The following is a 25,986-nucleotide window of genomic DNA, read 5'->3' as shown; positions in this document are numbered from 1 at the left end:
CTATAGGCTGATCACCATGACGTACACCGGAGAGGTCAGGGTCGGCGGACCGGCGGATGTGCACGAGCTGAAAGACCTGATGATCACGAAGATCGCGGTCGGCCCGATGGACAACAACGCCTACCTGCTGCGTTGCCGGGCCACCGACGAGCAGCTCCTGATCGACGCCGCCAACGAGGCGCAGGCACTTCTCGGCATGATCGGTGACGACGGCATCGCGTCCGTGGTCACCACACATCAGCACGGCGACCACTGGCAGGCGCTCGCCGAGGTCGTCGCGGCCACGGGCGCGCGCACGTACGCCGGCCGCGAGGACGCCCCCGGCATCCCCGTGCCCACCGATGTCCTCGTCGACGACGGCGACGTCATCAGGGTGGGGCAGGTGGAGCTCACCGCGCGGCACCTCGTCGGGCACACCCCGGGTTCGATCGCACTGGTCTACGACGACCCGCACGGCCATCCACACGTCTTCACCGGCGACTGCCTCTTCCCGGGAGGCCCTGGCCGGACAACACAACCCGAGGACTTCCGCAGCCTCATGACCGGCCTCGAACAGAAGGTCTTCACCCTGCCAGACGAGGCGTGGATCTACCCGGGACACGGCAATGACACCACCCTCGGGGCTGAACGGCCCCACATCGCGGAGTGGTGGGCGCGCGGTTGGTAGACCGCCCAGGGCGCCCTCTGACGCCCATGCGATCACAAAGAAGCCCCCAACTGCGTGGGGGCTTCGTCCTTATACGCCATCGATTCAGCAGGAGCCGGCGTCAGTCGTCCAAGACGCCGTCGAGGTAGTCCTGCACCGGTTTGAACAGGCCGTGCGGCACAAGCCGGGGTATGTCGTCAAGGGTCGCCCAGGCAATCTCTGCGACCTCCTCGGGGGCGGCGACGTGGGCCTCGCCGGACACGGCCGCGCAGGCGACGTAAGCGATCAGTCGGCCCGTGTCGGGATGAACGCGCTGCCCGAGGACGGTGGCCAGCGCGACGGTAAGGCCCGTCTCCTCAAGGACTTCCCGCACCGCGGCGGCCTCGGCCGTCTCGCCCGGCTCGATCTTGCCACCGGGGAAGGCCCACGACAGGCGGCCCTCTTGGACCCGTCGGCGGATCATCAGGACGCGGTCGGAGTCGACGACCACGGCCATAGACACCTGGGGGTCGTCAGTCGTCGCCACTCCCGCCAGCTTCCCGACCGTCCCGTTCCTTGCGGATGCGGGCGATGTGCTCGCGCCACCGCGCTGCAGGACGGTGCGAGATCCCGACGTACAGCAGCGCCCGGCCGGCGTCGCGCAGCTGGTACAGCGCGGTTGCACCCTCCTCTCTAGGCTTCCGGCGCATCCGAGCCCCCCGCGAGCACGATCCGGCGGACCTGCTGGCGGGTGTATCCGGTCGCCTCGCAGATGTCCTTCTGTGCGACGCCGTCCGCGTCCGCCTGCCTGATCGCTGCCGCCAGCTCCTGCCGCAGGATCTCAGCCCGCGTCTCAGCTTCTCTGAACCTGTGTGCAAGCTGCGTCAGTGATCGCTTGTCCATGGCGCACAGTGTGGCAGTCGTCGTCTCCATGGAACATGACGTTACTCAGAGGCCATCCGTTTGCCTAGATGTCTAAGGCGTTGACAGGGAACATGGTGTTCCCTACGGTGGTTCACGTCGCCGAAAACGACGACGGCCCCACCCGGAGCTCTCACCTTCCGGACGGGGCCTGACGGATCTACCTGACTCAACCAGGAGACCGCTATGGCTAAGTCTGCCATCAGCAGCAAGACCCTCCCCACGATCCCCCTGCAGCCGACGGCCGACGAGCAGGCCCATGCCGGCGCCTGCCAGGCGAAGGCCACCGTCGAAGAGCCGCGCACCATCAGCTACCCGCTGCGGACTGGCGGCTCGCTGACCTCGACCTGCCCGTCCTGGTGCACGACGGACCACTCGGACGACGTGGCCCGCGGCATCAACCCGGGCGACCTGCTGCACCAGGGCGACGCTGTCAGCCTCGACTACGGCGTCGACGGCGTCGAGCAGAGCATCCTGCAGGCGCGGATCGCCGCCTGGCCGTTCGACGCGGACGGCGAGACGACGCCTTACGTCGAGCTGGTACCCGAGGGCCGCACGGGCGTCGGACGGATCTGCACCAGCCCGCTCGAGCTGGCCGAGGAGATCCGGCGGGTGCGCGGTCACCTCCGCGCCCTCGAGGAGCTCGCCGACCGCCTCGCCGAGGCGCAGGCCGACGACCACGCCCGCGACCACCGCGGCGACCTCACCCCGTGGACGTCGCTCTCCCACACGGACCTGCTGTCGATGCCGATCGCGTACCTGCTGCGCGTGTTCGGCGTGACGGTGCAGGAGAGCGCGGAGATCGGCGACAAGGTGAGCGTGGTCCTGGGCGGCGAGCCCGGCGACATGCTGCTGCTGGTTCACCCGAGCCTGGCGCAGCACGTCCGCGAGGACGAGACCCGCACGGCGCTCCTGTCCTGGTACGAGGCCCGGAACGGCGGTCGTCGTGACTGAGGGCACCAACCTGCGGCAGCCCTTCGGGGCTGCCGCCCGCCTCGGGCGGGACCAGCTCCGCGAGCCGACCGACCTCGAGGTCGCCATCAGCGTCGGTCAGCAGCTGCTCGACAGCGACAGCCTCATGTCCATCCGTGAGGCGCTCCGCCTGCTGCTGCGAGCCCTCGGCGCCGAGCCGGACGCCCAGACCTGCTCAGCACAGTCCGCTGACCAGCCTCAGGCTGTCCGCCGCTGCCCGGCCGCGCACCCCGAGGACCCGTCGCCGTGCGTCGGCCCGGTCGCCGTGACCGTGCTGGACGCGAGCAACGCGGGCGCGGACGGGTGTGAACACCACGGCGCCCGCCTGCTCGCCTCGCTGGAGGGCGGCCGGGTGTACCCGCTGCCGGACGCCCCGGGCGGTGCGGCCGTCCGCGTCTTCAAGGCCTCGGCTGGCATCCGCCCGTTCCCGTGGCTGACCGACGCTCCGCGTACTCAGCCGTCCCAGCTCAGCGACGCCGAGAACCGCCGCCGGGGTGAGGGCCAGTGAGCAGCCAGCCCAACCAGAACAGCGAGGCCCGCGACCTGCGCGCCCTCCTGGGCGCCGTTCTCGACGCCATCACCCTGCCGCACAACACGCCCGAGTACGCCGAGCGGATCGAGGACCGCGCCAGCATTGCCCGCGTCGTGGTCCGCGAAGCCCTCGACGAGGACCCGGCACGCCTCGGATGGAACGCGGACTGGCTCCGCAGCCGGCTCGCCACCGAGCAGGCCGAGGCCGAGGAGCGGGAGAAGAACCGGTGCGGCCGCTGTCGGACCCCGTTCGACCCCACCGACACCCGCTTCGACGGCCGCGCCCGCCACCAAGAGACGCCCTGGTGCCGCCGGTGCGTCGACAACTGCCATGAGGGCAGCGCAGAGCACGTCTGCATGATCTGCGACCCAGCTCGGTACGGCGGTGAGGACCGGTGAGCCGGACGATCGTCGTCGACACGCTCGACGCCGGCCCGGTCGAGGTCGAGGAGCCCTCGTGGTGCCTCGGTCACGAGGGCTGGCCCCTGGGCTACCGGGCGGACATCACCCACAACGGCCCCGCTGTGACGGCCGAGGTGGAGGCGGCCCGCGGCACGGTCAACTTCCTGGAGGCGCACGTCACCTGGGCGCCCTTCGGTGAGCTGGCCCGGGAGCCGTACCCGCTCGCCTACGTGGAGGGCCTCGAGCCGGCGACGGTCGACGCCGCCGAGCTGCGCATGGTGGCCGCCCGCCTGGCCGTGTACGCCGACCGCCTGCGCGATATGGCCCGCCAGCTCGAGGACCTGAAGCGGGAGGCCACGCCGTGAAGAAGAAATGGCCGGTCCCGCGCCCGACGGAACACGCCGCCCTGCGCAATCTCCACCGCGGCAACCAGCCCCACAGCCGCCGCCGCGAACTCCCCTACATCCCCGCCCTGATGGCCGCCCTGATCGCAGCAGTCGACCAGGACGACCGAGAGGGCATCTGCCTCAGCTCGCACCGCGTGGTGCGGGTCGCTGCCCCGAAGGAGTTGGGCGAATGACCACCGCAACCCTGCCCCGTATCCCCGCGGACGCCTCCGACGAGCTGCTGCGGAAGCTGCACCTTGAGGCCGTCTGGAACGTGCCGTTTGCCGAGCGGCGCACCTGCCCGACCCATCTGAACTGGCGTGACCGCTGCGCCCAGCTACACGGGGAGGCGCAGTGAGCCTCCGTGACCGAGCCCGCGACGCGCTGTACGGCGCGATGAACACGAGCGACGGTTCGCCGGCTTCGGCCCGCCGCGCCACCCAGGCCGCGTCGACGCTGGCCCAGGCCGCCGCGCACCACGGCCACAGCGGGACCGCTGCAGCCGTCGCCACCCTCGGCGCTGCCGCCGTGGCCGCCGAGGGCGCCCTGACCAACTACGTCTACCCGCCCGGCGAGTACGCCGGATTCCGAGAGGACGGGAAGAAGTGACCAGCACGATTCCCCGTAGGGAACTCACCCAGGGCCAGGCCGTTGTGCTTGGCGCCGCCGCGGTCGCCATGGCCGTCGTGGGCGGCTTCGGCGCCTGGGGTACGTACACGAACGCCGTCACGGCATTTCACCGGCAGGCGACCGCGGCCGGCGTCGTCGCCGCGGGCGAAGGCCTCACCCTGATCCTCGCCCTGATCATGCTCGGGCGGACCATGCTCGGACAGCCGTCGCCGGCCGTGGTCCGTGGTGGCATGTGGCTTGCCCCGGCGTCCGCCAGCTGCATCGGCGTGACGATCGCCAGCAGCATCCGCGAGGCCGCCGTCTACGCCATCACGCCGATGGCGATGTCCGGCGCCGCCGAAGGGTTGGGCCTGATCGCGCGCAGCATCGTCGTGTACCGCACCGGGGTGGATGCCGAGGTGCAGCGCCGCAACGCGGACGCCGCCCGACAGCTCGCCTTCCACCGCGCTGTCGCCGACGGCCACCCGGACAAGCGGAAGAAGAAGCGCGCCGTCCGCAGCTACTGGCGGCTGGCCAAGTACGTGGGCGTGGGCGACACCGAGCTCGGCGCCGGCCTGGTCGACGTCCAGCGCGTCCGCGTCCGTGAGGGAGCTGATGCGGCCCTCGCCAGCATGTACGGCACAGCGCCCGCGGTCTCCGTTGCTCAGCCGGTAGCACAGCTTCGCAGCCACTCGGCGCAGGATGTTCTGCGGCGGAAGTTCGCGGAGATGGATCCGGCGGATGCGGTCCGGATCGCCCACGATGCGCAGCCCGGCATGCCGCCCGCCGAACTGGCCTCGCTGCTCGTCTCCTATGGGGTCGTCGTCGACGCCGTGCAGGTCGCCCTCGTCCTCCACGGACAGCCCGCTTCCACAGTTGTGGAACGCGGCGACAACCCGGCGGAGGTGGTCATGCCGCCGGTCGTCGAGCTCACGGCAACGCCGTTCCGGTGGGACGACATCGAAGCCCCCGACAGCGCGGGCAAGGTGACCGCCGCACTGCCCGCCGAACAGCCTCGTCAGGTGGTCACCGCGACCGTGACGATCACCCCGTCTGAGCTGCGGCGTCGGGCCCGGAAGCTGAACCGTGAGGCGGTCAGGTCGACGAATCGGCCGGTGACCATCCAGAAGCTGCAGGACGAACTCGGCTTGTCCCGCCGCGAGGCGACCGAGTTGCGACGCGAGATCACCGGTGGTGAGCGGTCATGAAGTGGATCCTCACGGGCGCCTTGCTCGCCCTCCTGATCGTCTACCCGTCCCTCGTGACGCTGCTGGCTTCCGCGCTGGTGTGGCTGCTGGGCAAGCCCGTCCTGGTGGCGTTCGTCGTCGGTATCACCGCTGGTCTGCGCCTGCCGTGGCTGCGGAGGTGGGCGCGATGACCGAGCCGCTGTCCAACCTGCCGGAGAACTACCGGCGGTACGCCAACCTGCCCGCAAGCGACATGGACGCCCACCACCGTCCGCCGAACGTGTTCTACGACGAGCACGGCCGGCCGGTCCACTTCACGATCGGGCAGCCTCCGCCGCCGCAGAACATCGTGGTGCAGCTGCCGGAGCAGGATGTGATGAGCCGCCAGCAGCGCGAGTTCATGATGTACGCCCTGATCTGGCTCGTCGTCGCCGTGGTCCTGACCGGCTGCGCGTGCGCGGTGACCGTCATCTGCGGGGGCACGCTGATGGGAATCATCGGCGTCGTCGGCCAGAACGCGACCATGCTCGCCGTCTCCCTCGTCGGCGTGATCCTCGCCGCCGGATGGGCTGCCACGAAAATCCGGCCCGCCGCCAAGTCCGCCAAGAAGAGGGGTCGCTGACCTTCCCTTCTGTCCTCCGTCAGTTGCCTCCCATCCGGAGGCGACTGCGGGGGTGCGGTGGGGCCGGACAGCCCGGTCCAGACAGGAGAAATCCCATGACCCGCGAACAGGCCCTCATCGAGGCCATCGACGCCGCCGCCAAGGCCAAGGCCCTCGCCAACAAGGCCAGGGACGCCGCCTACGAGACCGAGAGCCCGACCCGCACGTCCGTGTTCGCCACCGCCTCCGGCGCCTGGTCGGACGTCGCCCGCTCGTACACCGCGCTCGCCGCCCAGCTGGCCACCGACGAGAAGACGGAGGCCTGACATGCCGGTTTCCAAGCACGACCCGTACAACGCCCGCGAGATGGCGCAGATCATCGCGCTGGGTCTTCGTATCGAGCGGCGCCGCGCCTACGGCAAGAGCACGACCGCACTGGAGCGGCAGGCCGACCGGATCCGCGAGAAGGCGCAGGCCCGCGAGGACGCCCGCGCCAACGGCCGCACGAAGTAGCTCCACCCCGGGGCGGCCGCACCACGACCAAGCAGCCGGCCGCCCCGGGCCTCCCAACCCTCCGCAGAGAGAAGGAAGCACCAGCATGACCGAGACCACCGCCGAGCGGGTAAACGGGCACGTCAACCCGCAGGTGTCCCTGCTCAAGTTCGCCCCCGAGACCACCGTCGAGCCTGCGGCGGCGGCCGTCGAGCAAGTCCCGGACGTTCTGACCGAGACCATCATCGACGTCGTCGAGAACGCCGAGCCCCGGCCTGTCGACCCGCCCAACCCGGGCGCCGAGCCCGGCAGCTGGCTCGCTGAGAAGCAGGCCTATCTCGCCGAGGCCCCGCCCGTTGTGCCCACGTTCCTGCGGAACGCCGCCGAGTTCGTCGACGTCACCCGCTGGACCCTGTCGTACTACGCGCACGTCACGGCCTTCCACGCCTTCCGGGCGCCGGTCTACCTGGCCCGTCTGCTGCTGCGTGCACCGCGCGGCGCCGGCCGCCTGATCGTGCGCTGGGGCAAGTGGGTTGCCGACACGGAGGCCCGGCCGGTCGAGGCCAAGGCCGCCGCCTCGGCAGATATCGAGGCCTGGCTCGCCCTGTCCCGTGAGCACTCCCGCCGTGTCCGCCCGCGCCGCATCGCTTCCATCGCCGTGGCCACCACCACCGGCATCACGACGCTGGCCAGCGCGTTCCTGGTGCCCGGCTGGACCCTCACCGCGGCCATCGCCAGCGCGGCCCTGGTCGGGCTGAACGGCAAGAAGGGCGACAAGCCGCTCATCACCCGCTACGTGGCCACCAACGTGCTGCGCCGCCTCGACTCCACCGAGGTGTTCGACGCCCTCGCCGCCATCGGTATCGAAGGCAAGAAGGGGCGCCGCGGTGTCGAGTTCGCCTCCGAGGTGATGCGGGACGGCCCGGGCTGGCGCGCCGAGGTCGACCTCCCGCCGGGCGTCGAGGCCACGGCCGTGCTGGAGAAGCGGGCCGCGCTCGCCGCCGCCATGCGCCGCCCCATCAGCACCGTGTGGCCGGAGGCCGACCGCACCGCGCACCCCGGCCGCCTGGTGCTGTGGGTCGCCCAGCGCGACCCGGCGAAGGCCGGCCGGAAGCTGTGGCCTCTCATGAAGGAGGGCCAGGCCGACGTCTACGAGCCGCTCCCCTACGGCTTCGACCCGCGCGGCAACCTCATCGAGATCACCCTCATGTACTCGAACCTGCTGGTCGGCGGCATCCCCGGCTCCGGCAAGACGTCCTGCGCGCTCGCCATCGTCCTCGGCGTCGCCCTCGACCCCACCGCCGAACTGTGGATCTACGAACTGAAGGGATCCGGCGACCTCGACTCGGTAAAGCCGATCTGCCACCGGTACGTGTCCGGCGACGAGGACGAAGACCTCGAGGCCGCCCTAGCCGGCATGCGGTCCGGGATCGCCGAGTACCAGCGCCGCGCCGCGTTCATCCGCTCCCTGCCCGCCTCCGAGGTACCCGAGGGCCGCAAGGTCACCCGGGCGCTCGCCGAGAAGTACCCCGAGCAGAACCTCGGCCCGCGCGTCATCGTCATCGACGAGGTACAGGAACTGTTCACCCACCCCGACTACAAGGACGAGGCCGCCGCCCTGGCCACCCGGCTCATCAAGAAGGCCCGCGCCTACGGCATCATCCTGATCCTGCTCACCCAGAACCCCGACGCGCCGTCGCTGCCGACGTCGGTGTCCAGCTCGGTCGGCACCCGCCTGTGCCTGGCCGTCATGGACTGGCGGGCCAACAACAACGTCCTCGGCACCAGTGCCTACGAGCGCGGCCTGCGCGCCACGGACATCAGCATCGACGAGCAGGGAACCGGCATCCTCGCCCGCGGCCGCGAAGGCATCACCGTGCGGGCCGCGTTCATCAAGCAGACCGAGGCCGAGGACATCGCCAAGCGCGCCCTCGCCCTGCGCACCGCGGCCGGCACCCTGTCCGGGCAGTCCGTCGGCGCGCAGGTCGAGGAGCTGGACGTCGAGACGGTCGTCGACCACGTCCGCGCGATCTGGCCCGACGGCACCGAGGCCGTGCATTCGCACCGGCTCGTCGAGGCCCTCGCTGCTTACCGAGCGGACCTCTACAAGCCGTGGACGGAGATGGATGCTGCAGCGGCTTCGACGGCGCTCAGCGCGGCGCTGAAGCCCTTCAAGGTGAGCACGCGGCAGCTGACCATCCGGGACTGCTGCGGGGGCGCCAAGGGCCTCCGTTGGGCCGATCTGCCGGCCCCCGAGGACGGCGAATAGACCTCCTCGAGCCGGTTTCGGGAAGGGGTTGAGGTTTCACCCCGACCCGAAACCGGTTTCGCCCCTGATATCGCCACTGACCTGCAAAGTTTCGGGTTTCGGCCCTCTGCGCCAGACCCCGGAAACGGGCCTGACGCCGCCCCCACAGAGAGGACCCACGTTGAAATCAGCTTGGCTCGACCCCGCGGAGACGCTCGGCGAGCACGTCGCCCGCCTGACCGCGCTCGAGGCCGAGGCCGACGCCGTAGAGGTGTGGGCACCGATGGTCATTCCAGGTCTGCTGCAGAGCTTCGCGTATGCCGCAGCCGCCATCCACGGCACCGTTCCCTCCCTGCCGCTCGAGGTGGTGGACGAACGCGCCGAGGCGCGCCGCCATCGCATCAACCAGCTCGGCCGGCCCGGGGCCCGCAACATCAGCGTCGTCGTCGACGAGGGCGCCCTGTACCGGCCTGTGGGCGGCTATGCGGCGCTCGTCGACCAGCTCGAGCACCTGCTGGCCGTCGAGGCACTGCAGCCGTCCCTTACGGTGCGTGTGCTGCCGCAGGGCATCGAGGCCCATCCCGGGCTCGCTGGACCATTCACCACGTACCGGGCAGGCCGGCGGCGGGCCGTGCTCATGGAGTCGTTGACGGGCTCGACGATCAGCACCCGTCCGGAGGACGTTGCCGCCTACAGTGCTGCGTGGGACCGGCTCCTCGGCCTGGCGCTGCCGCCACATGAGTCGGTGGAGTTCATCGACCACACACGGGAGAACCTGTGTCACAGGCTGACGACCCGCTGATCTGGAAGACGTCCACGTACACCGACAGCACCAGCTGCGTTGAATGGGCGCGCCCCGCCTCGGGCGTCTTCGTCCGGGACACGAAGTGCCGTGAACAGGCCCGGGTGCCGTTCACCCGGGACGCCTGGCAGAGCTTCGTCGACTGGACGAAGCAACCGGCCGCCTGACGCTCCTAGGGCCCCCTGTACTCCGTGCAGGGGGCTCTTTCGTGCGCCTGCACGTTGGTGAAAGGCGCCCTGTCGCCCCGAGACCCGCGGCCACTACGGTGCGCGGGCAGATCACCCACGAGAGGAAGGGACACCCCGCCATGACCCGACGGCTGTGGAAGGTCGGCACGAACTCCGGCAACGACGGATGCCCGACCCTGTACACCGAGCCCGGCACCGACACCTACGTCGTGCAGGGCGATCCTGTCACCGACCCCGCCGAGCTGTCGCAGCTCGCCCTCGCCGACGGGGAAGCCGCGGTGACCGTGCCTCGCGAACTGCTCGCGAACTTCGGCCCGAAGGAGCCCGTGCACGTGCCGCAGCCGATCAGCTTCGCCGAGTTCGGCCGCATGTTCACCACGCTCCGGCATTCGGCCTGGCGGCTCGAGACTCGCGCCCGGTACGCCGAAGACGAGGTCACCGACACCTACCGGCAGTTCGCCGCCGGCCAGCCCGTGACCTGGGACCTGGACGACCCGTGGTGCACCAACAGGCGCGAGCAGTCCGCGGCCGGCAAGCGGTTCGAGCGGGTGCGGATCCTCGACGAGCCCCCGACCCTGGGCCAGCGCTACCTGCTCGACAACGCTCGCCGCAACACCGCCGTCGGCGAGACCATCCGCGTCCTGCCCCGCAGCAAGGCCGACGAGCTGCAGCTGCCGCGCGCGGACTTCTGGCTGTTCGACGCGCGCGTCGTCGCCCTGCTGCAGTTCAACGACGCCGACGAGATGACCGGTGTGGAGCTGATCACCAACCCCGTGGAGGTGCTCCGCTACGCCCAGGTTCGCGAGGCTGCTTGGCACCACGCCGTGCCGTTCGACCAGATCAGCGGGTAACTTCCCAGTGTGACCACGGACTTCCAGCAGGCCCGCGAGGCGCTCGGCCGCCGGCTCCGTGAGCTGCGCGGCCAGCGCACGCAACGGGAGCTGGCGGCCCTGCTGGAGTGGCCACAGGCCAAGGTCTCGAAGCTGGAGACCGGCCGACAGACCGCAACACCGGAAGCCCTCGCAGCATGGGCCACGGCCACCGGCCATCCGACGGCGGCCGAGGAACTCATCGCCCGGCTGCAGGGCCTGGAGACCCACACCCGGTCATGGCGCCGCCAGCTGCGCGCCGGACACCGCCCTGTTCAGGACGTCCTCACCATCGAATACGAGCGGTCCACCGAACTGCGGGCGTGGCAGGGGTCGATGGTGGTCGGCATGCTGCAGACCCCGGAGTACGCCCGCCACGTCTTCACCCACTACGCCGAACTGCAGCAGTCGCCCCGCGACGTCGAGGACGCCGTGCGGGCCCGTGTCGCCCGCCAGGCGCTGCTGTACGAGCCCGGCCGGGTCTTCCACCTCCTGCTGTGGGAGGCGGCCCTGTACGCCTGCATAGCGCCCCGCGACGTCCTCGCCGGGCAGATGGACCGGCTGACGTCCGTCATCGGTCTGGACACCGTGCAGCTGGGCATCGTGCCCTTCGGCGCCCAGCTGGCCATCCCGCCGGCCAACGCGTTCTGGCTGTACGACGACCGCCTCGCCATCGTCGAGGACTGGCACGCCGAACTCTGGCTGGACGACGCCGATACCGTCGCCCTGTACCGCCGCGTGTGGGACACGCTCGCCGCATCGGCCGTGTACGGCACGCAGGCTCGCCGGCTGCTCGGACGGGCCCGCGCCCAGGCCTCCGATCTCGCCTGAGCATCCCGGCGAATCACGACAGGCGCTAGGCGAATATTCGCGAATCAGACCCTCCGCTGATTCTCGACCGTCCCTAACGTGCTGGTCATGGCCCATCCGATGCGCTTCGCCGCACTGTACGAGGCCGGGGATACGTGGCTCGCCGAATGCAGCGAACACCCCGCCCTCGTCCGCGCAGCGTGGGACGAGGAACGCCTCGCCCCCATCCCGTCCGGCGCTCACTGGCTCGTCGCCGAGTCCAGCCTCACCCAGGGATGGCCGGCAGCCTCCCAGCTACGCGACTCGCCGCACGGACCCGTCCTCGCCGACCCCGACGCCAACAAGATGTACTGGCTGGTCGCGCCGGACGCCACCGAAGAGCTCGCCGACGTCCACCGCCTGGTCGTGCATCCTGCGGGCTGGTCGCTGTCCTGCCCGCCCACCGGCTGGCAGTTGGACGGCAGGTTCTGGCTGTGGCGCCCTGACGGAACGGGCCACCTGAACGATCCCGCGCTCATCGCCGCAGCGTTCGGCCCCGGCGGCTACCGCACCGAAGCGGAGGCCCGCGCATGACGACCGTCGAGACCCGCGCCCTGGTCGACATCCCCGCCGGCCTCCTGCCGCTCATCCTGCTGCCGCCCCTGGAGGTCCTGCCCGACGCCAGGGCGCGCGGTGCCGAGTGCGTGTGGGGTGGCGAGCCGCTGTCCACTGCGACGGCCATCGACCTCGGCGAGCGCGACACCGACGGCGGGCACTGGTTCCCGCGCTCCTGCCGGCCCTGCACCCGGCGCGCCGTACTGGCCGCGCGCAACGACCACCCCGGCCGGTGCGAGCAGTGCACGGACGACGCCACGCTCTGCGAGACGCGCCGCGCCCTGCACGCCCTCGCCCTGGAGCTCCGCCGGTGATCTGCGCGCGTTGCGACGAGCTGATCCGGCAAGGCGAGGACTCCCGGCCGGTGGTCCACGACCGGCCCACCGGTCCGATCACGACCGTGTACGTCCACGAGAAGCGGTGCGCGCCGGCCCCGCAGCAGACCTATCCCGCACGGCGCTTCGGCGCGTAGCCGATCCGACTCCCGCTCGGACGCGTGGCGTTCAGGGCGGGCGCACGACGGCACGGAGACCGCATCTCCGCACCCCACAGATCACGGAAGAAAGGACTTCCAGATGACTGTGACCCTCGACCAGCCCACCACGCCCGCCACCCGACACGGCCGCGACCTGGTCACCGAGCAGGACTTCCGGATGCTCGCCGACTTCTGCGCCGAGGAATACGGCCTGGAACAGAGCGTCGCCGACCGCATCATCGACCAGGCCCTCGCCCTGGCCTACGTCATGGGCACCACTCAGTCCGGCGACGTCATGGCACCATCCGAGACGGTCGACCCGGGCTGGCACACCCTCATCCTGCACACCCAATGGTACGAGGCCTGGTGCCAGCAGCAGTTCGGCTACTTCCTGCACCACGCCCCGAAATCCAAGATGCGCACCCGCGGCCTCATGCAGGACGTGCAGGCCCGCATTCACGCGGAAGGCTTCGAGGTCGACGAGCGTCTGTGGCCCAAGGCGGCGGAGTGCAACGCGCCGACCTGCTGCGGCGACGGCCCGTGCTGCTGACGCCGGCCGCTGTCAGTGCCCACCGCTAGAGTCCGGCCCTCACGATCCCGGACACGAAGCACAAAAGGGAGATTCCATGGCAACTGCCGAAGCAGCGAAGGGCCAGGGGCGAGTCTGCGTCTTCTCGATGTTCGGGCCCGTCTTCGGCTACGCAAGCGCCTTCGTGGACGGTCGGACGATCGCCTACGTCGGGCCCGTCACTCCGGGAGTGCACTGGCGCAAGCTGTGGTCCATGGCGGACAGGTGCTGCCGGGACAGGGACAGCGACGTGGACAAGGCGATGTGGATCGTGTCGCAGGCCAACCGCTCGTTCATCTGCGGCAGCGACGTCGTCGTGAAGCTCCCGAACGAAGACTGGGAAATGGAAGCCGGCGGCTGGCAGGTGGATATCGGGACCTGGTGCGGCCAGAACACGCTGGTAACCGGCGCGCTCACCGTGTCTGCTCTCACCGCCGAGCAGACGGCTCCGAAGCCGACCTTCTATCCCCAGTACGCGGCCTGACGGCCCAGCCGCACCAGTGAACCGGCCCCGCTCGTCTGCCTCCCCCGTGGCGGATGAGCGGGGCCTTCCGCATGTCTGCGGCCGATTCCCACGCGTGCCATACGGGTGCCAACCTGCCACTCAAGCAGCAGATCAAGGCCAGGGAACCGCATCATCCATGCGGTTACACCCCTTGGTAACCGTGGCGATATCACCACGGTTGGGCGAGGTATGGGCAGCGCGCCCACACCTGCATGGCCGTCTGAGCAACGCAGATCCGCCGGGGCTTGGTCGTGATGGCGCCGGGCCCGAGGGGTGGCCGCGCGCCTTGGTCGGCGGGGACGTAGCGTCAGCGCATGGACTTCCGTATCACTGCTGAGGAGGAAGCGCTCGTCTTCCGGATCGCGGAGCTCCTGGACGCCGGCACGCAGCCTCGGGAGGCGCAGCTCGTCGAGGAGCTGGGCCCTGACGTTCGGCAACAGCTCGAAGGGCTCAAGGCGAAGGGCTGGATCGTCGCCCGCGGGGCTGCAGACGGGATGGTGGTCGTCGATCTCGCCGGGCCGGCATGGACGGCCGTCCGCAGCCGCCGCGACGTCGGCCGGTAGTGGCCCTCGAGAAGGAGCAGGGCCCCATCGGAGGCCCCGGCAGTCCCGGGCCACCCCCGCCTCAGCAGGAGGGGCCGGTCGTCGACGTGCCCCCGCAGAGTCACGAGGGGACGTCGACCTGTTCCCCCGCGGCGAGGACGTCCGCTGGCATCGTGCCCCATTTACCTTCGTCGCCCACTCCGCGGAATCGCCCTTCCAGAAGCTCCCGGGCGGGAGTGATCAACTTCCAGGGCAGCCTGCTCGGCTCCCGGACCACGACCAGTACCGGGGTCGTATCGCAGTCCAGAACGACGTACAGCCACCAGTCCGGCCCGAGGCCGAGCATTGCCTCCCGCTGCCGGTCGATGATCGGAACCGACGAGCGGCGCGATCCCTTGCCCTTCACCTCAATCAACCGGGCGAAGCTGCCATCCGGTTCACGCGACACCAAGTCACACGTAAAGCTACGGGCGCCAGGGTGGCGCCCTTGACCCCACTCTCGAACTTCCCCGGCAAGGCCCGGAGAAGGCCAGCCATCGCCGACGTAGGTGACCTTGCGGCCTTGTGATCGCTCGTAGCGGATCGCCAATTCAACGGCGGTGCGCTCAGTCGGGTTCACGACTCCCCCACTTGGCTGAACAGGATCGTGATGGAGAAGCCGGGGCCCATCCGGAGCCCCGGCCAGTCCCGAGCACCCTCTCGACGGCTTAACGCTGCTCGAGCAACTCTGCCAAGCGGCGCCAGGTACGGCGGTGACCAGGCCTGAACGTGTTGAACATGATCAGACGCTGATGCGAGTCCGCCGTGTACCCGGCCTGATCCTGCGGTACGACGAACCACAGGTAAGCGTGCGCCGACAATGACGGAGCCCCGGACCGTACCTCGACGATGTCGTGTGCCGGGATCACGACCCGGATACCGGGCCGTCTGATCTCCACGCGGTCCGGGTAAAGCCTGATCCGGCAGAACCCCAAGCCCTTGAATCTGGCGGCCTCACCCGCCCACCTGTAGCGCCCGCTGATCACCGTGTACGGGCCGCCGTTACGGGGCGTCTGCCGGGCGGTGGGACGGCTGGCCGTCGTGGTGTACCGCATGCCGGTACCTGGAGCCGAGAGGGTTGTCTGCACTCGCCCGTCGGCGCGTTTGGTGACACGCGCTCCCTTGACGCCCGCGCTGTAGCTGATGCCGGACTTGGACGCCGTCACACGGATCGGGCCGGCCTTGAACGATTTGCGGTAGCTGAACCCCACGGGCTCCTCCTTGGACGCGGTGTCGGGATTGTGGCACCCGGCCTTCACGCTGTCCCTACCGGGCGCCGACATTTCCTTCATCGCTCAGCGGCGCCTGATGGGGTGCCGGGTTCAGCCGGTCATCTTGAGGAAGGTCTGAAGGTCCTCGTTGGCGGCGGTCACGTCGGTAAGTCCCTGCTGCAGGGTCGGGATGTCACCGGTGCTCTGTCCGGTGGAGCACTCGTTGGCGCCCTTCTGCAGCTCGCTCATGGTCTTGCGCCACTGCTGCTGCCATGCCGGGTTCGGTAGTGTCTGCACGTTCGCCGAGCTGGCGTCGGCGCCGAGCTTCCCGCAATCCTCGGATTCGGCGGTGCTGTTGTCGCCATCGTGGACGATCTTCTTCATGTCGGCGCTGAGCGTGCTCAGGGACTGCATCACGTCGTCGGGTAGGAACGTGACGCTGGGGCTGGGCGACACGGAGGACGACGCGGTGCGCGTCACCGTCACGGCTGGGACTGCCCCGGCCGCGGTTCTTGTGGCACAAGCGGTGAGCGGCAGACAGGCGAGCAGAACGACAGCCGAGACGGTGCGGCGCACGATTCCCCCCAGAAGTGGCGCGAATTGGTGCAGACACTGTGACAGCTGTACGGGATGAAAGCGCCGCTGTTGCCGGAACGTGAAAAAGCCGGGCCCCATCTGGGGGCCCGGCACGCCCCGAGGATCCTCACCGTCGGGACAGCAGCACGGGACCGGCCCGCGTCAGCAGGCGGGGCCGATCGCCACCTGCAGGCAGTCACCCGCTTCCGCCGTTCGTCGTCTACCCCTGCGCAGGGCGAACCGCGCAATCCTCCTGCTTGAGGTAGTTGTTATCGTTTTGGTTGGTCACCACGATGTCCCCCCGCACGCCTTTCACCTGAGCCAGCGAGACAGGCACAGTCGAATCCACCATTCCCTCGGTGGAGTTCGCGCTGACCTGCACCTGCCCCTGGTTGACTGTGAACCAGTCGGAGCCGCCGGGGTTGTCCGCAGCGGTCCTAGAGCCGCTGCCGAGGACCTCATCGACGGCGTATTTCGTACCGTCCGTGCCGGTCACCGTCATCTCGTAGTTCACGCTGTAGGGGTCGCTGTCTGCCGGCGCGTAAGGCTGGCCCGAGTCGTTCAGTACGACGGCGCTGAACGTCGACGTACCCTGCCCCATCTGGGCGTCCTTGTAGTCGATGACACAGTTCCCCAACCCCTGCTGCGCACCGTGCTCCAGCCCATTGACGGCGGTGTGGCTTTGCTGCCGTGCGGGACTCGGCTTGTGGGACGGTGCGGCCGCGAACGGCTTCGAGCCCTGGCGTTTGCTAGGCGACGACTTCGGCGACGAGGATGCCGACGCCTTCGCATCGTTTTTTGCCGTGCCGTCCTTCCCTCCGCTGGCGATCCCCGCGACGACGGCAGACAGAACGAACAGGCCGACGGCCGCAGCCGCGAAGATCCCGCAGCCTTTTGCCAGGTTCCGCTTCTTCGGCGGCGCGGCGGGAGATGGTGGCGGAACAGACACAGGTTGCCCCCTTGTGGAGATGATGTGCGCCCACAGTGACAGCCGTGCACGGAGCGCGCCGCGTTGTTGCCGGAACGTGACGACCGGTTCGACACCTCGGGGCAACCGCAGGCTCGACAAAGCACGACGCCCCACCGTCCGGACCACGCAGGTCTGAAGGCGGGGCGAGACGGGCGAGCCCCGGCCGGTGGATGCGGCCGGGGCCCCGCCGTGCGTTGTCAGGCGGGGCGGATGTGCTCCGCCTGGGGGCCCTTCTGGCCCTGGGTGATGTCGAAGGTCACCTTCTGGCCTTCCTGCAACTCCCGGAAGCCCTGGGCGTCGATGTTCGAGTAGTGGGCGAAGACGTCGGGGCCTCCGCCGTCCTGCTCGATGAAGCCGAAGCCCTTTTCCGCGTTGAACCACTTCACTGTTCCACTGGCCACGCCAGCCTCCATCAAAAGACTCGTGTCAGGGTCGCACCGCGCGAACCCCGAAGATGGTCGCCTCGGCTCTGGGAATGTGTCTGAACAGCAAAAACGCCCGCGAGCACGTCACGGGCGAACATCCTTCAGAACCACGACTACCAAGCACAGACGCTACACGCACCGCAGCCACCGGGCCACACCCGAACGTGCCGCCTTCCCAATCGGGACATTGCCGTCGCTTGCCTGCGGGGAACGTCACTACCCGCATCAACTCTCCCTGTAGTACTATGCGATCAAAATAGAACATCGAGTTCTATCCCCGAGAAGCGCAGCCCCACGCAAAGTGGGGTCGCAGGTAGGGGAGAACGGCGAAGCAGGCCCACCTCAATGGGGGCCCGTACAGCCCGCAACGGGAAGCCGAGACGACTGAGACCCACAAGAGGTCAGTCGTGCTCGGTGTTTGTGTTTCTAGGAGACATTCCCGTGGCTCGGCACTTCTCAGGCCAGCTGCTCCGTGAATCCCGGAAGGCAGCCGGCGTCTCCATCGAACAACTCGCCATCAGCATCGGCCGTTCCGCCTACTCCGTGCAGGAGTATCAGCGCGGACGCGTCACGCCGCCCATCGACGTCCTCGCCGCAATGGCTGAGGCTCTGGGTCGGCCCATCGAGGACCTCCTGATAGAGGACGCATCCTCTGTCATCGCTGCCGGGACCGCCGCATGACGGCGAAGGCCCGGATCTTCTGCGCGTCCTGCGCCCGCCCACTGGCACGCGGCTACTACAACCGGTGCCCCCTCGGCTGCGGCGCCGCCCTGTGCAAGCGGCGGTACGGCTGCGGAAACACCCACGCCCCCCTCAACTGTCCCACCTATCAGGCCTCCCACGGTCTTACGGAGGCGGCATGACCAGCGACGACATCCCAGAACTCTCCAATGCGGACGTGATGGCGTTCGGCGCCCGTCACGGGGTCGAGGCGTTCGTCGCCCCCGACGAGGACGGCGTGCCGCGGGTGTGGGTCGACGAGGACGCCATGCGGAAACTCGCCGACCACTCCCCGCTCGGGCCGGTAGCCGCGCACGCGGTGGTCGACCAGATCCTGACGGCCTGCCGTGAGGGGAGGGTCTGGAATGGCTGACCGCACAGTTCGTGTACGGGTCGTCGCCGAACTCCCCGGCGTCGATGCGGCGATGCGCGGGGGCGCCGCGAACATCGCGCGCGTGGGCGAGGCCGCCGCAGTCGCCGGCCGCAGCGTGCGGGCCCTCGGTGTGGACGGGGAGGCTGCCCGCGCCGGCATGATGGCGATGGGTGCGGGTGCCCGCGGTGGCGCGGCCGGCCTCTCCGAGGCGGAGGCCGCAGCACTGGCTGCGCAGCGAGGTACCCGGGCGATGCGGGATGAGACCTTGGCTGTCTCGCCCGCGATCCGGCGGATGGAGTCGGAGGCCCGCGGGGGATTCGCTGGGATCCGCTCCGGCGTGGAGTCGGCCCTCGAACCGGTCAAGCACTTGGGTCTGCTGCTGGCCGGCGGCGCCATCTTCATGGGCCTGCACGACATCGTCCACGCGGGCAACGAATACAACGACAGCATGAACAAGTTCCTCGAGGTCACACGCGCCTCGGGGCTACAGATGGCGGCCGCCGGCAAGGAAGCGCAGAGCCTCGGATCCGACATCAAGCTGCCCGGAGCGAACGCCGCGGAAGCCGCCGACGCGATGGTGGAGCTGGCCAAGGCCGGCCTGTCCGCCAGCGACGCCATTAAGGCCGCCAGGGGCACGATTCAGCTGGCTTCTGCCGCCCGTACCGACGTCGCGACCGCCGCCCGCATCGAGGGCGACATCATGGACCAGTTCAGCTTGAAGTCCTCGGACGCGGCGAAGGTCGCGGACACGCTCGCCAACACGTCCAACGCGGCGTCCGGCGAACTCATGGACATCTACTACGCCATGAAGTACGTGGGCCCCGTCGCCCACAGCGCTGGCGTCTCTCTGCAGGACACCGCGACCGCCGTCGGCCTGCTCGGCAAAAGCGGCATCATCGGCGAGACCGCCGGTACCGCGCTACGGTCGGCGCTGGTCAACATGAGTCGACCGACGAAGCAGGTCTCGGAGGGCCTGAAGACCCTCGGCATCCAGGCCTACGACTCAAACGGGCGGTTCAAGGGTCTCGGCTACGTCATCACGCAGCTCGGCAATGCCCAGGAACACCTGACCACGCAGCAATTTATGAGCGCGACGGCGATGGCTTTCGGTAAGCCCGCCATGGCCGGGATGATCGCCCTGGCCCACCAGGGCGGCGAAGCCTTCAACAGCTTCAGCCAGCAGGTCGGCCGGGTCGGCGGCGCCGCAGCCCTTGCCTCGGCCGAGTCCAAGGGGCTGGGCGGCGCGATGCGCACCCTGGGCAAGGAACTCCAAAGCGCCTTCCTTCAGGTGTACCTCGGGGTGTCCCCGATGCTCGAGGGCATCACCCGCGAGATGACCCAGGGCGTCTCGGCCGCCATCCCGTACATCAAGGACGGCATCCGGATCGCCGGTGACCTGTGGGACATCTACGGGCCCACCGTCGAAGCGAAGCTGAAGGGTGCCGCGGGCGGCATCGCGCGGGAGGCAGCGAGTTTCGCGGCTCCCATGAAGGTGGCGCTGGCCGGCGTGGCGGTCTCCTCGGTGCCGCTCCTCGTCTCCGGCGTTCACGCCGTCGAGACGGCCTTCGGCAACGCCACGGCGGCCGCCAGCCCGCTCCTCGGCGGCCTGCACGCCGTGTTCTCCTCGGTCACCTCCGGAGCTGGCGCCCTCGGCATCCTCACCGGCCGCCTCCAGGTCGGCATCGGACTCATCGGCGACATGACCGGCGTCCTGCGCCCGATTGGAGAACTTGTCGGCGCCCTCGGCCACGCCTTCGCCGCGCTGCCCGGCCCGATCCAACTGTCGGTGCTCGCCATGCTCGCCATGCGGCCCTTCCGTTCCCAGATCCAGGGCATGCAGACCGCGGTGGCCGACTTCGGCCGGGCTGGCATCAACGCCTTCCGCGGGATCGGCGACGCCTCCCTGTACCAGCGGGTCCTCGCTGCGCAGGCCGGTGTGACGCTGGGCCGCTTCGGCGGCGTCGTCGAGGAACTCTCGCGGCGCTCGCCCACGTTCGCCTCGATGGCGACTAGCTTCCGCAGCGTCTCCGGATCCATCCAGGAGGCGGGAGGCCGGTTCGCCGGCTTCCGAGCCGCGGCCGGCGGCGCTGCCGCCGCTCTCGGCACCGGAGCGGGCCGCGGGCTGCTCGGCGCCGCACGCGGCCTGTGGGCCTTCCTCGGCGGCCCGTGGGGTGTCGCGATCGGCGCCGCCATGGTCGGCCTCGACATGCTGTCCAGGAAGCAGCAGGAAGCAGCAGCGGCTGCGGCAGCTCACCAGCAGCGGATCAGCAGCCTCGCCCAGGCGCTGCAGGACTCCAACGGTGCCATCAACGGCAACGTCCGGGCATCCGTTGTGCAGACCCTGGCAGACGCCAAGCTGAAGGACGGCAAGACGCAACTGCTGGACGTCATGAAGGCCGCCGGAGTCAGCGCGCTCACCCTCACGAACGCCTACCTCGGCCAGGGAACCAGCGTCGACGCCCTTCGCAAGAGGCTCCAGGCGGCAGCAGACGCGAACCGACAGTGGATCACCAACGGCAAGACGACCACGCAGGTGTACTCGCCGCAGGGGCAGATCTACAAGAATGCCGCCGACGCCCTCGGGAGCCTGTCCGGCGAGTTCCCGCAGGCCATCCAGCGGCAGAAGGATCTCGCGGCCGCAATCAAGGGCGGTGGTGACGCCACCACGAACGCCACGGACCCGACCCGCCGGCTGAAGGACCTCATCAACACGCTTGGCAGCGCCGAATCGGACGCCAGCACCAAAGCCGACGCCCTGCACAATGCACTCCAGCTGCTCTCCGGCGGCGAGCTGGAAGTCGAGGCGGCTGTGGCCACCATGAACCAGGCGATGCTCGACCTGAACAGCTCCTGGAAGGACGGCGTCGACCGCTCCCAGGGGTACGGCCGCGCCCTGCTGCAGGTCGACGGCAGCCTCAACACCACCTCCCAGAACGGCCAGACCCTGTGGAACAAGCTGCAGGCGCTGAACACGGGTGCCGCTGCGGCCGCTTCGGCCACATACGACTACGCGAGGGCCAACGGGGAGGGTGTGGTCCCGGCGCTGCAGAAGGCTGAACGGCCCATGCAGACGGCGTGGAACGCGGCGGTCAAGGCCGGTGAGGCATTCGGCCTGTCTGCCGATCAGGCGAAGACGCTGGCCGCGCAGATGCAATTCATCCCGTCCAACCTGGCCATCAGCCTCGCGGTCAACGACCTCACCCCCACCGAACAGGCGCTGCTGTACGTACAGGGCCTCGCCGACCACATGCCGAAGGGCTCCACCATCAAGGTGGCCGCACTCACGCAGGACGCGGTCCGGGCCCTCGAGTCTGTCGGCATCAAGGTGAAGACGCTGCCAGGCGGCCGGCAGATGGAAATCACCGCGCCGACCGCAAAGGCGCAGGCGGCCCTGGACGCTCTCATTGCGAAGAAGATCCCGGGCAAGGACGTTCCGGTCGATGCACAGACCGCGAAGGCCATCGCCGACCTGCAGGCCGTACAGACCAAGGTGGCTGCCACCCACGGCAAGACCGTGACCATGGGCGCCCTCACCAAGGACGCCGAGGACGCCCTGAAGACGCTCGGGTTCCACATCGACCACACGCACGGCAAGACAGTCACGATCACCCTGCCCACGGGCGGACCCGTCTCGGCCGCTCAGCAGATCCAGAGCTACATCGACGGCCTGCACGGCAAGACGATCACCGTCACGACCTTCTACCAGCAGGTTCGTAACGAGGGCTACAGCGGGAACTCGGCCACCGGCGGCCACGCCCAGGGTGGTCTCATCCGCCGCGCCGTCGGCGGTCCCGTGCAGTACATCCCGTTCGGTGGCGCAATCTTCGGGCCTGGCACGGGCACGTCGGACAGCATTCCGGCCCTCATCAGCAACGGCGAGTACGTCATCAAGGCTGCGGCCGTGCAGAAGTACGGCTTGGCCATGTTCGACCGGCTCAACGCCATGCGCTACGCGGCCGGCGGTCTGGCCGGGTTCACGTACTCGCCGACCGCGACGCCGGTCCTGGGTGGACCGACGGATCCGATGTCCCGCTACAACTACGACATCCAGACGTTGACGGACGACTGGAAGAACCTGAACAGCGCCCTGGCGGACGCGAAGAAGAAGGCCGACGCTCTCAGATCGGCTGAGGAAAACCTGTCCTACGTGCGCCGCCACCACCACACGGCCGCTCAGCTCCGGGCTGCCGAGGACAAGGTCAACAAGGCGGAGGCGGCAAAGCGGGCAGCCGACAGGACGGTGGCCACGGACCGCGCGCACGTCGACGCCGCAGACAAGAACCTTGGCGTCAGGAGGGGCGCCAAGCCGCCCACTGGCTTCGACTTGAACGCCTACGAGAAGCAGCTCAACGACAGCCTCGCCGCGACGAACAAGTGGCGCGGCGACCTCGCAAAGATCAGCAAGCGGGGCGGCGCGGACGTCGAGGCCATGCTGGAGTCCATGGGCCAGGACGGCGCCGCACTGGTCAACAAGCTGGCCGGAGCCAGCAACAAGCAGTTCCAGGACATCATCAAGAAGCTCAAGGAGACCGGGGACACCGCGAAAGTGACCTTGGCCGACTACCAGAAGCAGCTCGGCGGGGCGACCCAGCAGAGCCAGCAGTTCGCCGCCGACCTGCAGAAGCTGGCCGCGGAGGGCTTCGGCGACCTCGCGCAGCAGCTCGCTTCGCAGGGCGACGCCAACGCCATGACGCTCGCCCATGAGGCGGCGGGCAACAGCAAGGCGGCAGCGTCAGCGAACTCGCAGGTCAGCAAGGCGCAGAACACGCTGACCGGGCAAGACCTGACGGACAGCCTCACCCTGCTGTCCACGCTGCGCAGCGGACCGGGCAAGGGGTACGCCGACTTGATCGCGGCCGGGCTGTCCACCGACGTCATCAAGGCTTTGGTGCCGAAGATGACCGCGCAGATCGGCGCTCTGCCACACGCGAACAAGGACGTCTTCGTTCGCCAGTGGGTATCCCAGGGCGGCAAGGCGATGGCGGCCGGCGGCATCCTCACCAGCGCCACGCCACTCATCGCCGGAGAAGCCGGACCCGAGGCGTTCATCCCGCTCAACGGCAGCAGCCGCAGCCGCGGCCTCCTCGCCGCCGCAGCAGCCGCCTACGGCCTCCAGCTCGTACCCGCCCGCACCTACGCAGCAGCCGTCGCCCACGCCCCCGACTGCAAGGGCCACGGCGACCGCATCAACAACGTCACCATCAACGCCGCCAGCCAGAGCTTCGCCGAGCAGCGCGCCGACCTCATCCGCCACATGACCGCACTCACCTGAACAGGAAAACCACCATGCCCGAATTCAGCGAAGACGTCCTCGCCGCCATCGCCGCGAAGCTGGCCTCGAAGGCCAAGCCCACCCCGGACGACCAGCCGAAGGACGCTGTCGACGTCGACACCGCCGCCGCACCGGACGTCGAGACCGAGGACGACAGCCAGTCTGCCGACGACGCCAGCGGCGAACCCGGCGACCAGGCCGACGCCGAGGAAGGCGAAGAGCAGCAGCCCGAGCGGGAGTACTTCGTCAGGAACCCGCTCAACGACCACCTGAACACCACCCAGTTCAACATCTACGAGTCGATGCGCTGGCTGGCCGACCACATGGGCAAGCCCGAGCAGACCGCCCCCGAAGACGTGCCGGCCGGGCACTACGCGAGCGACGACGTGTCCGACGAAGAGTTCGCCGACGCCTACGCCCGCCACACCGGCACCGCGTACCGGAAGCGCAACTACTACATCAAGTCCAACCGGCCACTGTGAAACGGGCGGGCGGCGCGGTCTCCACTCCTCGGACCGCGCCGCCCGCCACCCGTCCACATCCCCGACCGACCAAGGACCACGGCCGGACGGCAAGCCCAGGAGACAGGAAGAACCGATGCCCCGACGACCAGGTTGGAGAGTGTGCAGTCTCCCGGACTGCCCCGAGTTCACCGACCAAGGCGGACGCTGCCCAGCCCACCGCCGCCAAGCAGAGCAGCGCCGCGGCAGCGCACGACAGCGCGGATACGGCGGACGACAGTGGCAATCAGTACGTCGCATCGTCCTCGATCGTGACCGGGCCTGCGTCTGCTCAGACCAGGCTCACGGTCACGGCTCACCCTGTGGCGCTACCTCCACCGTGGCAGACCACCACCCCGACGAACGCCGCGACCTCGTAGCCGCCAGCGTCCCCGACCCCGACGCACCGCACCGACTGCGCGGCATCTGCATCCCCTGCCACGCACGCAAGACCAGCGAGGCGACCCCGGGCGGCTGGGCACAACGTGACGATGAGTGACGGTCGTGCCGCCTCACCACCCCCCACCACCCAGGGAGGGACGGTGCTCGACCATGATCGCGGGACCGCCGGGGAGAGCCGTAAAAGGTCGAGCATTGCTTGATCTTGGTTTTTTGGAATCGGATCTTGAACGCGACCAACACGCGACAGCAGAGAGTGAGGACGCCATGGGCGCGATGGACGCACCCGAGAGACTCGGCAACGCCGGCCTGGGCCTGTGGCAGGCCGTGCTGACCGAGTGCGAGCTGACACCCGGCGAGATGGCGCTGCTCGTACAGGCATGCCGCACGGTCGATGAGCTTGAGACCATCAGCCGGGCTCTGGCCGAAGGCCCTGCGGTCGTGAAGGGTTCGACCGGTCAGCCGAAGGCGTCGACCCTGTTCGCCGAGGCCCGCGCACACCGTCTCGTGCTGGGCAAGCTGCTGGAACAGATGGCGCTGCCAGACCTCGGCGAGGAAGAGGGCATGACGCCCAACCAGCAGCGGGCACAAAAGGCGGCACAGACACGGTGGGCACTGGAGAGGGCGAAAAATGGCGCGGCGTAGGCGACGGGAGCCCGAGGCCGCGCAGCCGGACGGCGGTATCCCTGACTGGTTCTGGGCTAGGCCTGATGCACGGCAGTGGAGGCGCGACCACGGCGGATCGTTTGATGGCCTCCATGCGGCCAGGATGGAATGGGAACGCCGGCGTCAGGAGTGGGCGCAGCGACACGGCCTGGTAGTGGTCGGCATGGTGTCGTATCAGGAGTACAAGCGCATAGAGCGGGAGGAGCCGCACCGCATCCCGCAGCCGCGGTGGGGCCGAGATGGCGCGGCGTAGGCGGCCTGAATCCGCGACAGCGCGACCGGATGACGAGCCCCCAGAGTGGTTCTGGAAGGGCTTCGATCTGCGGCAATGGGTACGGGAGCACGACGGCCATCTGACCGGATTCGGCGAGGCCAGGGCGGAGTGGCAGCAGCGGCGCCGGGAGTGGCTCGAGGAACGCGGCCTCGTCATGTACGGCGTGACTTCAGGGGGCTGGCGGGAGCACCAGCGGATCGAGCGGGAGGAGCCGCATCGGGTCATGCACGGCCG

General features: G+C 69.3%; 37 protein-coding genes. 30 read left to right on the top strand and 7 right to left on the bottom strand.

Annotation, left to right across the window (positions count from 1 at the left end):
* Window positions 1-16: 16 nt before the first annotated feature.
* Window positions 17-667 carry an MBL fold metallo-hydrolase gene (locus ACFYZB_RS04350; protein ID WP_388754174.1) on the top strand — a complete coding sequence of 217 codons (651 nt, stop codon included), beginning with the start codon at window positions 17-19 and terminating at the stop codon, window positions 665-667.
* Between the two features lie 100 nt (window positions 668-767).
* On the opposite strand, the gene ACFYZB_RS04345 is transcribed toward ACFYZB_RS04350, so the two are convergent.
* Window positions 768-1,142 carry an NUDIX hydrolase gene (locus ACFYZB_RS04345; protein ID WP_388754171.1) on the bottom strand — a complete coding sequence of 125 codons (375 nt, stop codon included), beginning with the start codon at window positions 1,140-1,142 and terminating at the stop codon, window positions 768-770.
* Window positions 1,143-1,318: 176 nt separating this feature from the next.
* Window positions 1,319-1,558 carry a hypothetical protein gene (locus ACFYZB_RS04340; RefSeq protein WP_388754168.1) on the bottom strand — a complete coding sequence of 80 codons (240 nt, stop codon included), beginning with the start codon at window positions 1,556-1,558 and terminating at the stop codon, window positions 1,319-1,321.
* Window positions 1,559-1,732: 174 nt separating this feature from the next.
* On the opposite strand from ACFYZB_RS04340, the gene ACFYZB_RS04335 reads away from it, so the two are divergent.
* From ACFYZB_RS04335 to ACFYZB_RS04225, 23 genes are all read left to right on the top strand, one after another.
* Window positions 1,733-2,500 (top strand): DUF6907 domain-containing protein, encoded by a 768-nt coding sequence (locus ACFYZB_RS04335; protein ID WP_388754166.1) that lies wholly within the window; start codon window positions 1,733-1,735, stop codon window positions 2,498-2,500.
* Window positions 2,493-3,026 (top strand): hypothetical protein, encoded by a 534-nt coding sequence (locus tag ACFYZB_RS04330; RefSeq protein WP_388754163.1) that lies wholly within the window; start codon window positions 2,493-2,495, stop codon window positions 3,024-3,026. The genes ACFYZB_RS04335 and ACFYZB_RS04330 overlap by 8 nt, the downstream gene beginning before the upstream one ends.
* Entirely contained in the window at window positions 3,023-3,448 is a 426-nt protein-coding gene (locus ACFYZB_RS04325; RefSeq protein WP_388754160.1) for a hypothetical protein, read from the top strand. Before ACFYZB_RS04330 ends, ACFYZB_RS04325 begins: the two co-directional genes overlap by 4 nt.
* Complete coding sequence (locus ACFYZB_RS04320; protein ID WP_388754158.1) at window positions 3,445-3,816, top strand: DUF6907 domain-containing protein; 372 nt, start codon at window positions 3,445-3,447, stop codon at window positions 3,814-3,816. Before ACFYZB_RS04325 ends, ACFYZB_RS04320 begins: the two co-directional genes overlap by 4 nt.
* Window positions 3,813-4,031, top strand: a complete 219-nt coding sequence (locus tag ACFYZB_RS04315) for a hypothetical protein (RefSeq protein ID WP_388754155.1) — start codon at window positions 3,813-3,815, stop codon at window positions 4,029-4,031. Before ACFYZB_RS04320 ends, ACFYZB_RS04315 begins: the two co-directional genes overlap by 4 nt.
* Complete coding sequence (locus ACFYZB_RS04310; RefSeq protein ID WP_388754152.1) at window positions 4,028-4,195, top strand: hypothetical protein; 168 nt, start codon at window positions 4,028-4,030, stop codon at window positions 4,193-4,195. The genes ACFYZB_RS04315 and ACFYZB_RS04310 overlap by 4 nt, the downstream gene beginning before the upstream one ends.
* Window positions 4,192-4,446 carry a hypothetical protein gene (locus ACFYZB_RS04305; protein ID WP_388754150.1) on the top strand — a complete coding sequence of 85 codons (255 nt, stop codon included), beginning with the start codon at window positions 4,192-4,194 and terminating at the stop codon, window positions 4,444-4,446. Before ACFYZB_RS04310 ends, ACFYZB_RS04305 begins: the two co-directional genes overlap by 4 nt.
* Entirely contained in the window at window positions 4,443-5,654 is a 1,212-nt protein-coding gene (locus ACFYZB_RS04300; protein ID WP_388754147.1) for a hypothetical protein, read from the top strand. Before ACFYZB_RS04305 ends, ACFYZB_RS04300 begins: the two co-directional genes overlap by 4 nt.
* Entirely contained in the window at window positions 5,651-5,824 is a 174-nt protein-coding gene (locus tag ACFYZB_RS04295) for a hypothetical protein (RefSeq protein ID WP_388754144.1), read from the top strand. The genes ACFYZB_RS04300 and ACFYZB_RS04295 overlap by 4 nt, the downstream gene beginning before the upstream one ends.
* Entirely contained in the window at window positions 5,821-6,255 is a 435-nt protein-coding gene (locus tag ACFYZB_RS04290) for a hypothetical protein (protein WP_388754141.1), read from the top strand. Before ACFYZB_RS04295 ends, ACFYZB_RS04290 begins: the two co-directional genes overlap by 4 nt.
* A gap of 95 nt (window positions 6,256-6,350) precedes the next feature.
* Window positions 6,351-6,560: a hypothetical protein gene (locus tag ACFYZB_RS04285; RefSeq protein ID WP_388754139.1), complete on the top strand. Its 210-nt coding sequence runs from the start codon at window positions 6,351-6,353 to the stop codon at window positions 6,558-6,560.
* Window position 6,561: 1 nt separating this feature from the next.
* A complete protein-coding gene (locus tag ACFYZB_RS04280; RefSeq protein WP_388754136.1) occupies window positions 6,562-6,747 on the top strand; it encodes a hypothetical protein in 186 nt (61 codons plus the stop codon).
* Between the two features lie 85 nt (window positions 6,748-6,832).
* On the top strand, window positions 6,833-8,995 hold the full coding sequence (locus tag ACFYZB_RS04275; protein ID WP_388754133.1) for an FtsK/SpoIIIE domain-containing protein: 2,163 nt from the start codon (window positions 6,833-6,835) through the stop codon (window positions 8,993-8,995).
* 160 nt (window positions 8,996-9,155) lie between these two features.
* Window positions 9,156-9,776: a DUF5753 domain-containing protein gene (locus ACFYZB_RS04270; RefSeq protein WP_388754131.1), complete on the top strand. Its 621-nt coding sequence runs from the start codon at window positions 9,156-9,158 to the stop codon at window positions 9,774-9,776.
* A complete protein-coding gene (locus ACFYZB_RS04265) occupies window positions 9,752-9,943 on the top strand; it encodes a DUF397 domain-containing protein (RefSeq protein WP_388754128.1) in 192 nt (63 codons plus the stop codon). The genes ACFYZB_RS04270 and ACFYZB_RS04265 overlap by 25 nt, the downstream gene beginning before the upstream one ends.
* 140 nt (window positions 9,944-10,083) lie before the next feature.
* On the top strand, window positions 10,084-10,815 hold the full coding sequence (locus ACFYZB_RS04260) for a DUF6879 family protein (RefSeq protein WP_388754125.1): 732 nt from the start codon (window positions 10,084-10,086) through the stop codon (window positions 10,813-10,815).
* Between the two features lie 9 nt (window positions 10,816-10,824).
* Window positions 10,825-11,664 (top strand): helix-turn-helix domain-containing protein, encoded by an 840-nt coding sequence (locus tag ACFYZB_RS04255; protein ID WP_388754122.1) that lies wholly within the window; start codon window positions 10,825-10,827, stop codon window positions 11,662-11,664.
* Window positions 11,665-11,751: 87 nt separating this feature from the next.
* Complete coding sequence (locus ACFYZB_RS04250) at window positions 11,752-12,216, top strand: hypothetical protein (RefSeq protein WP_388754121.1); 465 nt, start codon at window positions 11,752-11,754, stop codon at window positions 12,214-12,216.
* Window positions 12,213-12,551: a hypothetical protein gene (locus ACFYZB_RS04245; RefSeq protein WP_388754119.1), complete on the top strand. Its 339-nt coding sequence runs from the start codon at window positions 12,213-12,215 to the stop codon at window positions 12,549-12,551. Before ACFYZB_RS04250 ends, ACFYZB_RS04245 begins: the two co-directional genes overlap by 4 nt.
* Window positions 12,548-12,709: a hypothetical protein gene (locus ACFYZB_RS04240; protein WP_388754116.1), complete on the top strand. Its 162-nt coding sequence runs from the start codon at window positions 12,548-12,550 to the stop codon at window positions 12,707-12,709. Before ACFYZB_RS04245 ends, ACFYZB_RS04240 begins: the two co-directional genes overlap by 4 nt.
* A 103-nt stretch (window positions 12,710-12,812) precedes the next feature.
* A complete protein-coding gene (locus ACFYZB_RS04235) occupies window positions 12,813-13,262 on the top strand; it encodes a hypothetical protein (RefSeq protein ID WP_388754114.1) in 450 nt (149 codons plus the stop codon).
* Window positions 13,263-13,338: 76 nt separating this feature from the next.
* A complete protein-coding gene (locus ACFYZB_RS04230; protein ID WP_388754112.1) occupies window positions 13,339-13,764 on the top strand; it encodes a hypothetical protein in 426 nt (141 codons plus the stop codon).
* Between the two features lie 335 nt (window positions 13,765-14,099).
* A complete protein-coding gene (locus ACFYZB_RS04225) occupies window positions 14,100-14,348 on the top strand; it encodes a hypothetical protein (RefSeq protein WP_388754109.1) in 249 nt (82 codons plus the stop codon).
* Window positions 14,349-14,448: 100 nt separating this feature from the next.
* On the opposite strand, the gene ACFYZB_RS04220 is transcribed toward ACFYZB_RS04225, so the two are convergent.
* The 5 genes from ACFYZB_RS04220 to ACFYZB_RS04200 all read right to left on the bottom strand — a co-directional run bounded on the left by ACFYZB_RS04220 (window position 14,449) and on the right by ACFYZB_RS04200 (window position 17,524).
* Window positions 14,449-14,946: a DUF3883 domain-containing protein gene (locus ACFYZB_RS04220; RefSeq protein WP_388754107.1), complete on the bottom strand. Its 498-nt coding sequence runs from the start codon at window positions 14,944-14,946 to the stop codon at window positions 14,449-14,451.
* 88 nt (window positions 14,947-15,034) lie between these two features.
* Window positions 15,035-15,577 carry a DUF4236 domain-containing protein gene (locus ACFYZB_RS04215; protein WP_388754104.1) on the bottom strand — a complete coding sequence of 181 codons (543 nt, stop codon included), beginning with the start codon at window positions 15,575-15,577 and terminating at the stop codon, window positions 15,035-15,037.
* A 111-nt stretch (window positions 15,578-15,688) separates the two neighbouring features.
* A complete protein-coding gene (locus ACFYZB_RS04210; RefSeq protein ID WP_388754101.1) occupies window positions 15,689-16,153 on the bottom strand; it encodes a hypothetical protein in 465 nt (154 codons plus the stop codon).
* A gap of 220 nt (window positions 16,154-16,373) precedes the next feature.
* Window positions 16,374-17,102 carry a hypothetical protein gene (locus ACFYZB_RS04205; RefSeq protein ID WP_388754099.1) on the bottom strand — a complete coding sequence of 243 codons (729 nt, stop codon included), beginning with the start codon at window positions 17,100-17,102 and terminating at the stop codon, window positions 16,374-16,376.
* A 218-nt stretch (window positions 17,103-17,320) separates the two neighbouring features.
* Complete coding sequence (locus tag ACFYZB_RS04200; RefSeq protein WP_387737168.1) at window positions 17,321-17,524, bottom strand: cold-shock protein; 204 nt, start codon at window positions 17,522-17,524, stop codon at window positions 17,321-17,323.
* Window positions 17,525-17,989: 465 nt separating this feature from the next.
* Between ACFYZB_RS04200 and ACFYZB_RS04195 the strand changes: the two genes are divergently transcribed.
* From ACFYZB_RS04195 to ACFYZB_RS04170, 6 genes are all read left to right on the top strand, one after another.
* Window positions 17,990-18,229, top strand: a complete 240-nt coding sequence (locus ACFYZB_RS04195; protein ID WP_388754096.1) for a helix-turn-helix domain-containing protein — start codon at window positions 17,990-17,992, stop codon at window positions 18,227-18,229.
* Between the two features lie 178 nt (window positions 18,230-18,407).
* Entirely contained in the window at window positions 18,408-18,641 is a 234-nt protein-coding gene (locus ACFYZB_RS04190) for a hypothetical protein (RefSeq protein WP_388754094.1), read from the top strand.
* Window positions 18,634-23,913, top strand: coding sequence for a phage tail tape measure protein (locus ACFYZB_RS04185; RefSeq protein WP_388754091.1), 5,280 nt, complete (start codon window positions 18,634-18,636; stop codon window positions 23,911-23,913). Before ACFYZB_RS04190 ends, ACFYZB_RS04185 begins: the two co-directional genes overlap by 8 nt.
* A 14-nt stretch (window positions 23,914-23,927) precedes the next feature.
* The gene (locus ACFYZB_RS04180; RefSeq protein WP_388754088.1) at window positions 23,928-24,395 is read left to right on the top strand and encodes a hypothetical protein; all 468 of its coding nucleotides are present in this window, start codon (window positions 23,928-23,930) and stop codon (window positions 24,393-24,395) included.
* Window positions 24,396-24,753: 358 nt separating this feature from the next.
* Window positions 24,754-24,912, top strand: a complete 159-nt coding sequence (locus ACFYZB_RS04175) for a hypothetical protein (protein ID WP_388754086.1) — start codon at window positions 24,754-24,756, stop codon at window positions 24,910-24,912.
* A 53-nt stretch (window positions 24,913-24,965) separates the two neighbouring features.
* Window positions 24,966-25,457 carry a hypothetical protein gene (locus ACFYZB_RS04170; RefSeq protein WP_388754083.1) on the top strand — a complete coding sequence of 164 codons (492 nt, stop codon included), beginning with the start codon at window positions 24,966-24,968 and terminating at the stop codon, window positions 25,455-25,457.
* Window positions 25,458-25,986 lie beyond the last annotated feature (529 nt).

The sequence above is a fragment of the Streptomyces sp. NPDC001852 genome, from assembly GCF_042891825.1.
Taxonomy (GTDB): Bacteria; Actinomycetota; Actinomycetes; order Streptomycetales; family Streptomycetaceae; genus Streptomyces.
The sequence above is the reverse complement of the archived record's forward strand: the minus strand, read 5'-3'. Positions and strand labels throughout refer to the sequence as shown.

Bases quoted from the DNA above. Each gene is read 5' to 3' on its own strand.
- ACFYZB_RS04260 (WP_388754125.1), top strand. From the start codon at position 10,084: ATGACCCGACGGCTGTGGAAGGTCGGCACGAACTCCGGCAACGACGGA.
- ACFYZB_RS04290 (WP_388754141.1), top strand. From the start codon at position 5,821: ATGACCGAGCCGCTGTCCAACCTGCCGGAGAACTACCGGCGGTACGCC.
- ACFYZB_RS04350 (WP_388754174.1), top strand. From the start codon at position 17: ATGACGTACACCGGAGAGGTCAGGGTCGGCGGACCGGCGGATGTGCAC.
- ACFYZB_RS04170 (WP_388754083.1), top strand. From the start codon at position 24,966: ATGATCGCGGGACCGCCGGGGAGAGCCGTAAAAGGTCGAGCATTGCTT.
- ACFYZB_RS04190 (WP_388754094.1), top strand. From the start codon at position 18,408: ATGACCAGCGACGACATCCCAGAACTCTCCAATGCGGACGTGATGGCG.
- ACFYZB_RS04235 (WP_388754114.1), top strand. From the start codon at position 12,813: ATGACTGTGACCCTCGACCAGCCCACCACGCCCGCCACCCGACACGGC.
- ACFYZB_RS04225 (WP_388754109.1), top strand. From the start codon at position 14,100: ATGGACTTCCGTATCACTGCTGAGGAGGAAGCGCTCGTCTTCCGGATC.
- ACFYZB_RS04295 (WP_388754144.1), top strand. From the start codon at position 5,651: ATGAAGTGGATCCTCACGGGCGCCTTGCTCGCCCTCCTGATCGTCTAC.
- ACFYZB_RS04230 (WP_388754112.1), top strand. From the start codon at position 13,339: ATGGCAACTGCCGAAGCAGCGAAGGGCCAGGGGCGAGTCTGCGTCTTC.
- ACFYZB_RS04180 (WP_388754088.1), top strand. From the start codon at position 23,928: ATGCCCGAATTCAGCGAAGACGTCCTCGCCGCCATCGCCGCGAAGCTG.
- ACFYZB_RS04335 (WP_388754166.1), top strand. From the start codon at position 1,733: ATGGCTAAGTCTGCCATCAGCAGCAAGACCCTCCCCACGATCCCCCTG.
- ACFYZB_RS04285 (WP_388754139.1), top strand. From the start codon at position 6,351: ATGACCCGCGAACAGGCCCTCATCGAGGCCATCGACGCCGCCGCCAAG.
- ACFYZB_RS04245 (WP_388754119.1), top strand. From the start codon at position 12,213: ATGACGACCGTCGAGACCCGCGCCCTGGTCGACATCCCCGCCGGCCTC.
- ACFYZB_RS04345 (WP_388754171.1), bottom strand. From the start codon at position 1,142: ATGGCCGTGGTCGTCGACTCCGACCGCGTCCTGATGATCCGCCGACGG.
- ACFYZB_RS04310 (WP_388754152.1), top strand. From the start codon at position 4,028: ATGACCACCGCAACCCTGCCCCGTATCCCCGCGGACGCCTCCGACGAG.
- ACFYZB_RS04280 (WP_388754136.1), top strand. From the start codon at position 6,562: ATGCCGGTTTCCAAGCACGACCCGTACAACGCCCGCGAGATGGCGCAG.
- ACFYZB_RS04275 (WP_388754133.1), top strand. From the start codon at position 6,833: ATGACCGAGACCACCGCCGAGCGGGTAAACGGGCACGTCAACCCGCAG.
- ACFYZB_RS04340 (WP_388754168.1), bottom strand. From the start codon at position 1,558: ATGGAGACGACGACTGCCACACTGTGCGCCATGGACAAGCGATCACTG.
- ACFYZB_RS04250 (WP_388754121.1), top strand. From the start codon at position 11,752: ATGGCCCATCCGATGCGCTTCGCCGCACTGTACGAGGCCGGGGATACG.
- ACFYZB_RS04185 (WP_388754091.1), top strand. From the start codon at position 18,634: ATGGCTGACCGCACAGTTCGTGTACGGGTCGTCGCCGAACTCCCCGGC.